The organism is Bartonella acomydis (assembly GCF_039543025.1).
GTDB lineage: Bacteria > Pseudomonadota > Alphaproteobacteria > Rhizobiales > Rhizobiaceae > Bartonella > Bartonella acomydis.
This window is the reverse complement of the sequence record NZ_BAABIY010000020.1, coordinates 157,132-171,203: the sequence shown is the minus strand read 5'-3', so window position 1 is coordinate 171,203 and position 14,072 is coordinate 157,132. Positions and strand designations below refer to the sequence as shown.

Here is a 14,072-nt window from a genome sequence, read left to right as displayed (position 1 = left end):
ACAATGGGGTTAGTGAGTCGAAAGCCTATACAGATATGAAATTTGAGACATTAAATTATGCAGTTGAGGATGTCCGTAAGGAGGCAAGACAGGCGGCAGCTATTGGCTTGGCGGTATCTAATTTACGCTACTATGATATACCAGGATCTTTAAGTGTTTCATTTGGTAGTGGTATATGGCGCAGTCAATCTGCCTTTGCTATCGGTGCTGGTTATACATCGGAAGATGGAAATATCCGCTCTAGCCTATCTGTAACAAGTGCTGGAGGTCATTGGGGTGTAGGTGCTGGAATTACTCTGAGGCTTAAATGATGATAAAAAAACAAACTATTTTTGTGAAGATTTTGTTAGTTCTTGCCTTATTAGGTAAGGGAGAAAGTTTTGCCAACGACAACAATAATATTTATACGGTGCAACCACCGCATTTAACTATTCCTAAGGGAGAACCTGGTGAAACGCGTCGTATTATTATGCAGTTTTATCATTGGACTTTGATTTGCGATGAAAAACAAGATAACAAACAAAAGCTTAAGCAAGGCATATGTAATGTAACGCAGACGGTTCATGATCAGGAAGATAATACTATTTTTAGTTGGTCTCTTGTTTCTACGAAAAATGGTCAAGCAATAATGCTCTTTCGAACATTGCCTAATGCTGATACAACCGTTCCCATTCGAATATTTATGGAAGGCATTAAAAAGCCTCTTCTCGTTCACTATAAGCAATGTAATGAAATGATCTGTTTGGCTCAATCGCCGGTAGAATCAATTCTTAGTAAACAAATAGAGCAAAATAAAAAAGTGCGTATTTCCTATAAGGTTAAAGAGGGAAAAGTATTTTCTTTGGTTGTGCCATTTAAAGGGTTAAGTGCAGCAATTAACTCTCTCCAACGATAGATGACATAGGGTGTTTTAACGAAGGATTTTTTCATAAATTAGTGTGTTGCATTGCAGATTTATAAGAGTAAGAAATTCTACATGATATGATATAGATGCGGATTCAAAAAAGAATACATTTTATAAATGTACAATTACACTAAGAATTATATGTAAGAGAAAAATTAGGTGTTTTTCTAGAAAGCTTATAGAGCTAATTATGTTAGTTGTTAATCATAAAAACTATAAAGATAGTTAGTTTAAAATATTCAGAATATGGTTTTCTTGAACACGAAAGAAGGCCGGCCTATTTTATTTCTATAAGAGCTCTTTACGGATGTTAGAGTGATCTGATTTGATATCAATAACTCTTCAATTGAAATACTGTAGTCATTTTATAAAATACAATTATAACACTAAGATCTCGTGAATACAAAGGACAATAATAGTTTAAAAATACTCTAAGAATATAAATTTATCTGTATAAAATAAAGTTACATTCCATACGAGTGATGTGATATAAAAAGAAATTGGCAAATTGCAAAAATAGCTAGAAAATCTTGATAGTAGAAAAAGCAAAAATGTTTTCTTGATATTTGTCATTTAATACCGCATTGTTACTTTAGCTTTATAAGTGAACAGAGGAGTTTTCGCGTTTATTTATTGGGGGAAACGCTTAAGGAATAAGGAAAAATGACCCCATTAGATTATGATTTAAAAGAGTCAAAGCGAGGAAAAGTATCTGATACTAAAGCAAAGCAAAAGCAATTGTGTAATCACGGCAGGTGCCACCAAAATAATCGTTCTGTATTGTTACAAACACAGATGTGCTCCATTTCTGTTGATATAGAAAAACAGCAGCGAAAAAGACAAGATAAACAGAAACGGGCATTTTTGCAATCGAATACAACTTTTGAATTACATGAGCGAGCAATTTTAAGTGTAAAAAAAACAAAACGTTTCAAAACGCCTTTTCTTCTACGTTCTTCTCAACTAAAATCTCCGCCTCTTTATGCTGCACTTGATTTAGGAACGAATAATTGTCGTCTTCTTATAGCATCTCCTAGTAAACCAGGATACTTTCACGTTGTGGATGCTTTTTCACGTATTGTACGATTGGGAGAAGGTTTAGTAAATAACGGATTTCTTAATACACAAGCGATGGATCGTGCAATTGAAGCATTAAAGATTTGTCATTTAAAGTTAAAACAAAGGCGTATTAAAAGTTATCGTTTAGTAGCAACAGAAGCTTGCCGTTCGGCGAAAAATGGTAGACATTTTATTCAACGTGTTTTGGATGAAACTGGCCTTGAATTAGAAATAGTTGATCGTAAAACAGAAGCGCGTTTTGCTGTTGCAGGATGTGGTACGCTTGTTGAGCACAATACCGATGCAATTGTGCTTTTTGATATTGGAGGAGGCTCATCAGAAATTGTACTTCTTGATGTTTCCAAAAAGCGTTCTTTTCGTTTAGCTGAACAAATTACAGCGTGGACTTCTCTCCCCGTTGGTGTTGTCACGCTTGCTGAGCGCTTTGGAGGAAATGAAGTTAGTGTAGACGATTTTGAAAACATGAAAAGCTATGTACGAGGTTTTTTAAATAATTTTTCAGATCGTCATAAATTAGGAGCTTTAACGCAGAGTTCGAATTTTCATCTTTTGGGAACCTCTGGTACGATTACAACTTTAGCAGGAATACATCTTAATTTAGAGCGTTATGATCGGAAAAAAGTTGATGGCATGTGGATGAATGATGCAGACATTACTCTTATGACAAAACGCTTATTATCATGGGATATAAAGAAACGTGTAATAAATCCTTGTATTGGACGAGAGAGAGCAGATTTAGTTTTAGCTGGTTGTGCAATTTTAGATGTTATTCGAGAAGTTTGGCCAAGTCAGCGTTTAAGAGTTGCTGATCGTGGGTTGCGAGAAGGAATTTTGATAGAGTTGATGCTGCGCGATGGTGTATGGTGCCGTCATAGGAAAGGAAAAAACTTCAAAAACTAGGGATTATTAAGAATAGGAAGGTGAATGAATAACAATGAAGAAAACGATAAAAACACCGACTGGCGGCTATGGTGGTTCAGGATCGCATGAATTATATCAGCGTGTAAAAAAAAAGGCAGGAACCATTAAAGCATCGTCACGGCGATGGTTAGAAAGGCATTTGAATGATCCTTATGTCCATCAGTCGAAAGTGGATGGTTATCGTTCCCGTGCAGCCTATAAGCTCATTGAAATTAATGAGCGCTATAAGTTTCTCAAAAAAGGTCAAAAGATTATTGATTTAGGAGCGGCTCCAGGAGGATGGTGTCAGGTGGTAAGCCGTGTCGTAGGTTCAAGTGAGCAAAATCCTAATGTGGTTGGCATTGATTATTTACATGTTGCTCCATTGCCTGGAGTTGTTATGCTAGAAATGGATTTTTTACACGCTGAAGCTCCGCAAAAATTAGTTGATGCTTTAGGAGCCAAACCGGATGTGGTACTTTCTGATATGGCAGCACCAACAACAGGTCATCGTCAGACAGATCATTTAAGGACAATTTATTTATGTGAAGTTGCAGCTGATTTTGCTCTTTCAGTTCTCAAACCTGGAGGGCATTTTTTAGCAAAGGCTTTTCAAGGTGGGGCAGAAAACAATCTTCTTACAACATTGAAACAGAATTTTAAAACAGTTCATCATGTTAAACCACCGGCAAGTCGATCAGAATCTGTAGAGCTTTATCTTTTAGCACTTGGATTTAAAGGAAAAAACAAAAACACAAAAATAGCTTCTTTTCAGTAAGCTTGAGTTTACTTCACATTGAGAATGCAAGGGTATTTTCAATACGCTTACCGATGATATTGTAAGGAGTTTTTTTTATTTAAATAATGAAAAACTGGTAAAATGAACATATTGCCTATAGAGATAGAAAAATTGATTCTTCAGTGAGTATTTCTAATGAAATTTCTTGATCAAGCTAAAATCTATATCCGTTCTGGTAATGGAGGAGCAGGGGCAGTATCATTTCGTCGTGAAAAATTCATTGAATTTGGGGGACCTGATGGGGGCAATGGAGGACGTGGAGGTGATGTTTGGGTGCTTGTTGTTGATGGGCTCAACACACTGATTGATTACCGTTATCAGCAACATTTTAGAGCAAAAATAGGAGGGCATGGTAAGGGACGGAACATGACGGGAGAAAAGGGCGATGATATTGTCCTTAAAGTACCGGTTGGAACACAAATTTTTGAAGAAGATAATGAAACATTAATTTGTGACTTAACACAAGTGGGGCAACGTTATCGTTTAGCAAAAGGCGGGAATGGTGGTTTTGGAAATTTGCATTTTACGACATCGACAAATCGAGCACCTCGCCGTGCAAATCCTGGATTGGCAGGAGAAGAGCGTACACTGTGGCTTCGTTTAAAATTAATTGCTGATGGTGGACTTATTGGTTTACCTAACGCTGGAAAATCCACTTTTTTAGCTTCTGTGACAGCAGCAAAACCCAAAGTTGCGGATTATCCTTTTACCACTTTATATCCTCATCTTGGTGTTGCTCGTATTGATGGCCGTGAGTTTGTTTTGGCTGATATTCCGGGTCTGATTGAAGGAGCACATGAAGGTATAGGAATTGGAGATCGTTTTTTAGGACATGTAGAACGTTGTCGTGTTTTACTCCACTTGATTTCTGCTCAAGAAGAAAATGTGGCGAAGGCATACCAAATTGTGCGTAATGAATTAGAAGCTTATGGAAACAATCTGAGTGATAAGACTGAAATTATAGCTTTAAGTCAGATAGATACTCTCACCATTGAGGAACGGAGAGCTAAACAAGAGGTTTTGCAAAACGTAACGGGTAAATCTGTGATGATGTTTTCTGCTGTGAGTCGTGAGGGTCTAGAAAATGTATTGCGTGCGGTTGCACATATTATCGAAACGGCATGTGGAGAGGAAGATGGTAAAGAAAAGTAGGATTGCTTAAAATGGCCATTGGATTACAAAAACTCGCGCAATATAAACGCATTGTGATCAAAGTTGGATCGGCACTTTTGGTTGACTCTCAGACAGGTTTACGGGCTGAATGGCTCAACAGTTTGATAAGTGATGTTGCCAAATTGCGCCAAAAAGGCGTCGAGATTTTATTGGTGTCTTCAGGTGCTATTGCTTTGGGAAGAACATTGCTACAACTTCCTAAGGGAGCTTTGAAATTAGAAGAGAGTCAAGCATGTGCTGCTTTAGGGCAAATCGAATTAGCCAAGACCTATGGTGATGCACTTGCACGGTATGGATTAAAAACGGGACAAATTTTACTCACTCTATTTGATACAGAAGAACGACGGCGTTATCTTAATGCACGTGCTACGATTAACGTACTTTTGCGTTTTGGAGCTGTGCCTGTTATCAACGAAAATGATACTGTTGCAACAAGTGAAATTCGCTATGGTGATAATGATCGTTTAGCGGCACGTGTAGCGACAATGATGGGTTCAGATCTTCTGATACTTTTATCAGATATTGATGGTCTTTATACCAGATCTCCCCATCGTGATCCGACGGCTGAATTTATTCCTTTTATTGCATCAATTACCGGCGATATCGAAAAAATGGCAGATGTTGCTGCTTCAGAACTCTCTCGCGGAGGAATGAAGACCAAGCTTGAAGCTGGGAAAATAGCAAATTCTGCTGGAACAGCGATGGTTATTACTTCGGGCAAGCGTATGAATCCTCTTACAGCCCTTGATAAAGGGGAACGTAGCAGTTTTTTTGCTGCCGGTGAAAAGTCTGTTAATGCTTGGAAAACTTGGATTTCAGGTCATTTAGATCCTTCTGGTATTTTGACGATTGATCAGGGAGCGGTTAAAGCTCTTGAAGCTGGGAAATCATTATTGGCTGCAGGAGTTATTGCGGTTGAAGGAAAGTTCAATCGTGGAGATAGCGTTGCGATTGTTGATATAAAGGGCGTTGAGATTGCTCGTGGGCTTGTAAGCTATGGTAAAGAGGAAGTTGTACGCATTATGGGGCGTAAAAGTGAAGAAATTGAATCTATCCTTGGATATGCGGCGCGTTCTGCTATGGTACATCGTAACGATATGGCTTTACGCTGCTTGACCGATTCTGCTTGAAAAAGTTATCTTTTACTTTCTTTATTGTTTTGGCAGAATGGATGATACTATGGCTTTAAAAGAACAGATGCAAGAGATGGGGAAAAAAGCACGTCGTGCTGCCGCTGCGTTGGCTGTAATGTCTTCTGAAGAGAAGAACCAAGCGTTAAAAATGATAGCTTTAAGTTTAGAGGCTCAATCAGCTGAAATCTTACGGGCGAATCGTCAAGATTTAGAAAATGCTGTTCAAAATAATTTGAAGGCAGCATTGATTGATAGACTTAAATTAGATGAAGCGCGTTTGCATGCAATTATAGAAAGTGTTCGCCAAATTATTTCTTTGCCTGATCCTGTTGGACAAGTGATGAATGAATGGACTCGTCCCAATGGACTTCATATAAGCCGTGTTCGTACACCTCTTGGTGTGATTGGTATTATTTATGAGAGCAGGCCAAATGTTACAATTGATGCAAGTGCTTTATGCTTAAAAGCTGGGAATGCTGCAATTTTACGCGGTGGTTCGGATAGCTTTCATTCTTCCCATGCTCTGCATTGTGCATTGGTGAGAGGATTGGAGAAGGCTGGTTTCTCTAAAGATACCATTCAAATGGTTGAGACGAAAGATCGTGATGCCGTTGGAGAAATGCTCAGAGGGTTGGATGGAACAATTGATGTGATTGTGCCTCGTGGAGGAAAAAATCTCGTTGCACGCGTTCAGTCTGATGCGCGCATTCCAACTTTTGCACATTTAGAGGGGCTCTGTCATATCTATATTGATCAATCGGCAGATTTAGATATGGCGCGTAATGTTGTTTTAAATGCAAAGCTGCGACGAACAGGGATATGTGGTGCTGTTGAAACAGCTCTCATTGATCGTCGGGCATTAAAAAAGTTTCTGCCTGTTTTAACTGCATTACAGGAGAAAGGATGTGAAATTCGTGCAACAGAAGATATTGTTTGTCTTTTGCCCGATCTCAAATTAGCTTCTGAAGAAGATTGGTCGCATGAGTATCTTGATGCAATTCTTTCTGTCAAAACAGTTGAAGGTATTGAGGGAGCCATTGCGCACATTCAGCGTTATTCATCGGGGCATACAGAATCAATTATTGCTGAGGATATGAGGGTGGTCAAAATATTTTTTAATCGTTTAGATTCAGCTATTTTGCTGCATAATACATCAACACAATTTGCTGATGGGGGTGAATTTGGTTTTGGGGCAGAAATTGGTATAGCAACAGGAAAAATGCATGCGCGTGGTCCTATAGGTGTCGAACAACTCACGTCATTTCAATATCATGTTAAAGGAAATGGACAGGTTCGGCTTTGAAAAATTCATTTTTCCCGTGGAAAGATCGTATGCCCCATGTTGAGAGATCGAATGTTGTGGGGCTTTTTGGCGGATCTTTTAATCCTCCCCATGCTGGACATCTCCTTGTTGCAAAAATTGCTATCCGGCGTTTGCGACTTGATCAATTATGGTGGATGGTAACTCCAGGAAATCCCTTAAAAGATTGTACAAAGTTAGCCTCTTTAGAGGAGAGAATGCATTTGAGTGTTGGACTTGTTGATCATCCGAAGATTCGTGTCACGGGTTTTGAGCAGGCAATAGGTAGTAAAGTGTCCGTAGATACAATTTCTTATATTCTGGCACATTGCCCCGGGGTTCGTTTTGTGTGGGTTATAGGTGCAGATAGTTTTGTAACAATTCATCATTGGTATAGATGGCATAATATTATATCGATGCTTCCTATTGCGGTTGTTGATCGTCCTTTTGTGCATATGCCAGCACTCTCTTCTCCTATGGCACATATCTACCGTTCTTTTCGTTTAGATGAAAGAGAAAGTGTACGATTACCTTTTATCAAACCACCTGCTTGGACTTATTTGCATGGACCTTTGTCTTTTCAGTCTTCAACGGATCTTCGTTTAAAGGAGAATGATTTTTCTTGAACATTTTATCTGTAATGCTGTAATATGCCGCGTTTGAGATGGTAATATAGGGCATATATATGTATATTAAGGATACAATGATATTTTCATCTGATTTTAATTTTTGCATCAATGAAATGTAAAAAAATGAAATTAAACAGAATATTCAAGGTAAAGCTTGCTCTATAAGTTTATAACGTGAAGCAAATAATGAGCCGATGAAATAAATTTGAGAGAACACCAATCTGATGATAGATTGGTTAGGATTGAAAAATTTTCGTCATATAAAGGGCAAAGAGGAGAGCTAAAATTTTTCTCTCTTGAGAATGCTCTCTCTTCATTATGTTTTAAATGATAAGAAAGGATATGGGACTGGAAAACATTTGCCAAAAAAACTCTTATATTATTGCATCACGCGTAGAAAAGAATTTTTTTTCTGCGCGTGATGGTCTTGAAATTATTCTCAAGAGCTTAGAAGATATAAAAGCAGAAGATATTATCTCTATCGATATTCGGAAGAAGTCATCTTTAGCTGATTACATGATTATAGCCTCAGCACATTCACAGCGCCATGTATCTGCTATTGCTGACCATTTATTACGCACTTGGAAAGACAGTGGGTGTGGTCTTGCAAGTGTAGAAGGACTTGCGGGAGGTGATTGGGTATTAATTGATACAGGTGATATTATCATTCATCTTTTTCGTCCAGAAATTCGTCTCTTTTATAATTTAGAGAAGATATGGCAGGCTCCAGATTTTGACAATACAAAACCGCTTTTCTTCGGGGATCATTAACATGCAAATTTCTATTTTTGCTGTTGGTCGTATGAAAAAAGGGGCGGAGCAAAAGTTGGTTGATCATTATTTGGATCGTTTTTCTAAAGGTTCTGGAGCTGTAGGGTTTCATTTGAAAAAATTGCAGGAAATATCAGAAAGTCGTGCGCAAACAGTGTGCCAGCGTATGGAAGAGGAAGGAAGAAAGCTTATTGAATTTTTGCCTGAAAAATGTCGATTAATCGTTTTAGATGAACGTGGAAAATCGATTTCATCATCTGCTTTTTCTGAGAAACTGGTATTTTATCGTGATGGAGGTATTCGTGATCTCATCATTGCTTTGGGGGGACCTGATGGGCATAGCGAAGAGATAAGACATCGTGCTGATTTTCTTTTATCTTTTGGTTTTATGACATGGCCACATCAAATTGCACGTATACTTCTTACAGAACAACTTTATCGTGCTGTAACGATTTTAAGTAATCATCCTTATCATCGTTTTTAGAATTTTTATGCAATTTTTAGCACTTATTGATATATTTGTTAATATTGTTTTAGCTGACATTCTTTAAAGCATCGCTAGTTTATGCGATGATGCTTAATGGTTGGGCAAATGAAGAAGCTTCTTCATAAAAAGATACGATGTTTATATGAGGAATGCGTGATATTTGTTTTGCTGTTCTTGAGTATAGGGCTTTGTTTTTCTGTATCGCATGCTGAAAATACAATCGGGAGTATAGAAGAAGCACAAAAAGCATTGGGAGAAATTCGCCAAAATATTTCCATTTCGCGTGAACGTTCTGCTTTTCTTGTGAAGCAAGTTGAGCGTTTAAAAAAAGATCAGCGAGCTTTGAGTGATGCACTTATAAAAACTGCTAAAGGAGAACGTGTAATAGCAAATGATATTGCTGAAAGAGAAGCAAAACTAAAAAAAATGATAGAAAAGCGGACAAAAGTTCATCAAATTTTAAAAAGTCGTCGCGCTGAATTTGCAGAAGTTCTTGCCATTTTAGAACGTATGGGATTAAAGCCGCCTCCTGCTCTTATAGTTCGGCCTGAGGATATCTTAGCTTCTGTACGGAGTTCTGTTTTATTAGGAGCTGTTGTTCCTCAGATGCAAGAGAAAACACGAGATTTAACAGAGAGTCTCAAGGAATTGACAATTTTGAGCAATTCGATTGCTATGGAATATGCAACATTAAAGACTAAAATGCAAAATCAAGCAGAGCAGCGAAAACATTTAGAGCTTTTATTAGAGGAAAAAGCAAAACTGCAAAAGAAGTCAGAAGTAGAACTTACAGACCAACAACAAAAAAATATTATTTTTGCTAAAAAAGCTCAATCTTTGGAAGAATTGATTTTAGAACTTGACCGCCAATCAAAACTTAGTTCTGATACATCAATACAGATGCAGAAAAATTTACAATTATTAGAGCAATCTAATTTTGAAAGCCGAAAAGGCTCTTTGTTATTTCCTGTTTTGGGAACAAGGGTTCTGCATGCCCATAAGAGTTCGCAGATTACGCGCTTTGGTGAAATGATTGAAACAGAAGCATCAGCAGTTGTTATATCGCCTGCTGATGCTCTTGTGGCTTTTGCTGGCCCATTTCGTTCTTATGGACAGTTAATTATTCTTAATGTTGGAAATGGTTATCATATTATTCTTATTGGAATGTCGAGAATTAATGTTACTCAGGGACAGTTTGTTCTTGCGGGTGAACCTCTTGGAACGATGGGGATGCAATTTATTGCGAACAGTGTTGCATTGGATATAGGCAAAACTGTTCCAATGCTTTACATTGAGTTTAGAAAGCAGGGTAAGCCTGTAAATCCAACTCCTTGGTGGCGTACTGAAAAAAACGAGAAGGAACCAAAATGATTCGTAAAGTTATTCTTTTGGTCGCTGGGGTATTGCTCGGCGCCAGTTCAATGATTATGGTGCAGTCAGTTGCTGCCAATAATGAAGGTGATGCGTATAGAGAGCTGGCCCTTTTTGGCGATGTTTTTGAGCGAGTACGTATGCAATACGTAACAGTTCCAGATGATAAAAAGCTTGTTGAAAATGCTATCAATGGAATGCTTACATCACTTGATCCCCACTCATCTTATATGAATGCGCAAGAAGCCAAAGAGATGCGGGATTCTACGAAAGGAGAATTTGGAGGGCTTGGTATTGAAGTAACTATGGAGAAAGGTTTAATTAAAGTTGTTTCTCCAATGGATGATACACCCGCTGCAAAAGCAGGGATTTTGGCGGGAGATCTTATTTCAAAAATCGATGGTGAGCAGACCAATGGCCATACATTAAATGAAGCTGTTAATAAGATGCGAGGTGCTCCTGGAACTCCCATTACGTTGACGATTATTCGTTCTGATGTTGATAAGCCACTCGAAATTAAAGTTGTTCGTGATATCATCAAAGTGAAGGCGGTTAAATATCGTGTTGAGGATGATCTTGGTTATTTAAGAATCATCCAATTTTCTGAGCAGACTTTTGGTAATCTTCAAGCTGCAATTAAAGATATTCAATCTAAAATTCCTCAAGATAAGTTGAAAGGGTATGTTCTTGATTTACGACTTAATCCTGGTGGGCTTTTAGACCAAGCTGTTAATGTTTCGAGTGCCTTTCTCAATAAAGGTGAGATTGTCTCAACCAGAGGACGTAAAAAGAGTGATATAACGAGATTTGATGCCAAGCCTGGGGATATCATCAACGGAAAACCTCTCATAGTGCTCATTAATGGTGGCTCAGCTAGTGCTTCTGAAATTGTTGCAGGTGCATTACAAGATCATCGTCGTGCGACAATTTTAGGAACGCAATCTTTTGGTAAAGGGTCTGTTCAAACGATTATCCCTTTGGGTGAAGATGGTGCTTTACGCTTAACAACAGCGCTTTACTACACGCCGTCTGGTACTTCAATTCAAGGAACAGGGATCACGCCTGATATTATTGTAGAGCAACCATTACCTGAAAAATATAAAGGCTATGATGTAAAGGTCGGTGAATCTGCATTAAAAGGGCATATCAAAGGAAAACGAGAAGACAATAAAGGGTCTGGTTCAGCTGCTTTTGTTCCGCAAGATCCGAAAGATGATGTTCAATTGCATGAGGCTTATAAGCTGTTACGAGGTGAAATGGCAAATGCAGCATTTCCGTCCGATCCCCATAAGGATGTTTTGAAGTAAAAAAGGCGTGTATAGCGCATGCATTTGGGAGATAATTGAATGAATGCGGTGGTTGATCTGAAGGCTCTTCCTTATCGAAAATCTGTTGGGATTGTTGTTTTTAATGATGTGGGTAAAGTTTGGGTTGGGCGTCGTTTAATGGCATGCGCTCATACTGATACTGAAATGTCTCATCGTTGGCAGTTTCCTCAAGGGGGGATCGATGAGAATGAAGAGCCTTTTGACGCAGCATGTCGTGAACTTTATGAAGAAACAGGTATCCGATCTATAAAGTTAATTAAAGAAGCACGGGATTGGTTCCATTATGATTTTCCACAAGAACTTGTTGGATGTACATTAAACAATAAATATCGTGGACAAATACAAAAATGGTTTGCTTTTCAATTTACTGGAGATCCATATGAAATCATGATAAACCCTCCACCGGATGGGAATAAAGCAGAGTTTGACCAATGGAAATGGGTTGACTTAGAAATTCTTCCTTCGATAGTGGTTTCTTTCAAAAAGCACGTTTATATGAAAATTGTTAACGAATTCCGAGGTAGCCTTAAAAAATTATAAAAGCTATATAAGAATAGAAGGCTCTTTTTTATTAAGATGTTTTATATTATGTAAATCATTGAAAGATAATAGATGTGTCTCTCTTTTATGTAAAGAACTGGAATATAAGATGAAAAAGTTATTTAATTTACTTATAGTTTTTACTCTTTTGAGTATTTCTTCTATAGCATTTGCTTCAGATTCAAAGCCAACTGCAACCAAACCTGCGGCATCTACATTGCCCAATGGTGCTTCTTCTTTGACTGAGACTTATGACTTGTGGAGCCTTAATTGCGGTATGCAGGAAGGTAAGAAAATTTGTTTTATGGGACGTCAGGAAGTGAATGATCAGGGCCGTGTTGTTGTGGCTATGAACGTTATTCTCAATGCTGATGGTATTGTCTCTGGTAATTTAACGGTTCCTTTTGGTATTTTGGTCTCTAAACCTGTTCGTTTACAAGTCGATGAGGGAAAAGCTGTGATTGAAACCGGTATTCGGACTTGTGTACCAGCAGGTTGTATTGTTCCAATAGTTTTTGACAAAAATCATGTAGCAGCTTTACGTGCTGGAAAACATTTGAAGTTAGCTATGACAATTGCTGCTCCAGGCGAACCACCTTTGAATGATTTATTCATTCAATTAAAGGGTTTTAGTAATGCTCTAAATCGTTTAGCTGCTTTACAGAAATAATCTTTGAAATAGAACTAAAGACGGCCTTAAAGGCCGTTTTTTGTTTAAGCGTTTTCTTAAACTTACGGTTAAGACAACGAGATTAAAGGATATTCAGAGTTTTTTGAGGGTTCTCTAGATAATTTGCTGTTTTTCTGCTTTGTCCAGCTATTTTTATTTCGATATTTGTTTTTTTGAGGTTCATTGTCAATGAGAGAAATGAAGCATTTTTTCTATTCATAGAAAAGGAACGATGAAGTATAAAACCATTGTTCGATAAACAGGCTTATTTTAATGAAAATTCTTAATATCTTCTATTTCTTTGCTTAAAAGAAGGATAGGGTATGGTTTATACATTGTTTCAAGTGATTGATTTAATTCTTAATATCTATCTTGATATTCTCATTGCGAGTGTCATTTTTTCTTGGCTTTGTATTTTTAATATTATAAATGTACGCAATCGTTTTGCTGTTTTAATAGGAAGATTTTTGTATCGCCTTACAGAACCAGTTTTAAGCCGTATAAGGCAGATTTTGCCAAATCTTGGAACAATTGATATTTCACCTGTTGTCGTGTTTGTGATTATTTATTTTATTCGCACTTTTATGTGGCGCGCTTATGCGAACATCTATCTGTAAAATATTGCATGAGGCAAATGCAAATGTTTTATCAAGTTGATAAAAATGGTTTGATTTTGTTTGTATATCTCACTCCAAAATCTTCTGTAGATCAAATAATGGGGGTTGAATGTAGGAATAATGGAAAGCAATATTTAACTATACGCCTTCGTGCTGTTCCTGAGGATGGCAAGGCAAATAAGGCACTCATTAAATTTTTAGCTAAGCAATGGAAAATTCCAGCTTTTTGTATTTCTTTAAAAAGTGGTACAACATCACGCTATAAACAGCTTCATTTTTCAATACACTTAGAAAAGCTAAAGCAAATATGGCAATTTTTAGGAGATAGTAGTTCAAAAGAAAAGCCTATTTTTTAAATAGGCTTTATTTT

General features: G+C 37.6%; 15 protein-coding genes and 1 pseudogene. All 16 read left to right on the top strand.

Going from position 1 to position 14,072, the window contains the following annotated elements:
• Window positions 1-311 (top strand): YadA-like family protein (locus ABD909_RS05045; protein ID WP_345096877.1); only part of this gene is annotated, 311 nt, incomplete at its 5' end.
• Window positions 311-895 (top strand): invasion associated locus B family protein, encoded by a 585-nt coding sequence (locus ABD909_RS05040; RefSeq protein ID WP_425547944.1) that lies wholly within the window; start codon window positions 311-313, stop codon window positions 893-895. The genes ABD909_RS05045 and ABD909_RS05040, both read left to right, overlap by 1 nt.
• A gap of 672 nt (window positions 896-1,567) precedes the next feature.
• The gene (locus ABD909_RS05035; RefSeq protein WP_345096875.1) at window positions 1,568-2,884 is read left to right on the top strand and encodes a Ppx/GppA phosphatase family protein; all 1,317 of its coding nucleotides are present in this window, start codon (window positions 1,568-1,570) and stop codon (window positions 2,882-2,884) included.
• Between the two features lie 34 nt (window positions 2,885-2,918).
• A complete protein-coding gene (locus ABD909_RS05030; RefSeq protein ID WP_345096874.1) occupies window positions 2,919-3,662 on the top strand; it encodes an RlmE family RNA methyltransferase in 744 nt (247 codons plus the stop codon).
• A gap of 156 nt (window positions 3,663-3,818) precedes the next feature.
• Window positions 3,819-4,835: a GTPase ObgE gene (gene obgE / locus ABD909_RS05025; protein WP_345096873.1), complete on the top strand. Its 1,017-nt coding sequence runs from the start codon at window positions 3,819-3,821 to the stop codon at window positions 4,833-4,835.
• Between the two features lie 11 nt (window positions 4,836-4,846).
• A complete protein-coding gene (proB, locus tag ABD909_RS05020; RefSeq protein ID WP_345096872.1) occupies window positions 4,847-5,986 on the top strand; it encodes a glutamate 5-kinase in 1,140 nt (379 codons plus the stop codon).
• Window positions 5,987-6,035: 49 nt separating this feature from the next.
• Window positions 6,036-7,292: a glutamate-5-semialdehyde dehydrogenase gene (locus ABD909_RS05015; RefSeq protein ID WP_345096871.1), complete on the top strand. Its 1,257-nt coding sequence runs from the start codon at window positions 6,036-6,038 to the stop codon at window positions 7,290-7,292.
• Window positions 7,293-7,321: 29 nt separating this feature from the next.
• Window positions 7,322-7,915, top strand: coding sequence for a nicotinate-nucleotide adenylyltransferase (locus tag ABD909_RS05010; RefSeq protein WP_345096870.1), 594 nt, complete (start codon window positions 7,322-7,324; stop codon window positions 7,913-7,915).
• A gap of 330 nt (window positions 7,916-8,245) precedes the next feature.
• Window positions 8,246-8,689: a ribosome silencing factor gene (gene rsfS, locus ABD909_RS05005; RefSeq protein ID WP_345096869.1), complete on the top strand. Its 444-nt coding sequence runs from the start codon at window positions 8,246-8,248 to the stop codon at window positions 8,687-8,689.
• A 1-nt stretch (window position 8,690) separates the two neighbouring features.
• Entirely contained in the window at window positions 8,691-9,173 is a 483-nt protein-coding gene (gene rlmH, locus ABD909_RS05000; protein ID WP_345096868.1) for a 23S rRNA (pseudouridine(1915)-N(3))-methyltransferase RlmH, read from the top strand.
• A 96-nt stretch (window positions 9,174-9,269) separates the two neighbouring features.
• A pseudogene (locus tag ABD909_RS04995) lies at window positions 9,270-10,554 on the top strand (murein hydrolase activator EnvC family protein).
• Complete coding sequence (locus tag ABD909_RS04990) at window positions 10,544-11,854, top strand: S41 family peptidase (protein WP_345096867.1); 1,311 nt, start codon at window positions 10,544-10,546, stop codon at window positions 11,852-11,854. The pseudogene ABD909_RS04995 and the gene ABD909_RS04990 overlap by 11 nt, the downstream one beginning before the upstream one ends.
• A gap of 39 nt (window positions 11,855-11,893) precedes the next feature.
• Window positions 11,894-12,415 carry an RNA pyrophosphohydrolase gene (locus tag ABD909_RS04985; protein WP_345096866.1) on the top strand — a complete coding sequence of 174 codons (522 nt, stop codon included), beginning with the start codon at window positions 11,894-11,896 and terminating at the stop codon, window positions 12,413-12,415.
• A 109-nt stretch (window positions 12,416-12,524) separates the two neighbouring features.
• Window positions 12,525-13,085: an invasion associated locus B family protein gene (locus tag ABD909_RS04980; RefSeq protein ID WP_345096865.1), complete on the top strand. Its 561-nt coding sequence runs from the start codon at window positions 12,525-12,527 to the stop codon at window positions 13,083-13,085.
• Window positions 13,086-13,408: 323 nt separating this feature from the next.
• Window positions 13,409-13,702, top strand: coding sequence for a YggT family protein (locus ABD909_RS04975; RefSeq protein WP_345096864.1), 294 nt, complete (start codon window positions 13,409-13,411; stop codon window positions 13,700-13,702).
• Window positions 13,703-13,725: 23 nt separating this feature from the next.
• Complete coding sequence (locus ABD909_RS04970; protein WP_345096863.1) at window positions 13,726-14,058, top strand: DUF167 domain-containing protein; 333 nt, start codon at window positions 13,726-13,728, stop codon at window positions 14,056-14,058.
• Window positions 14,059-14,072 lie beyond the last annotated feature (14 nt).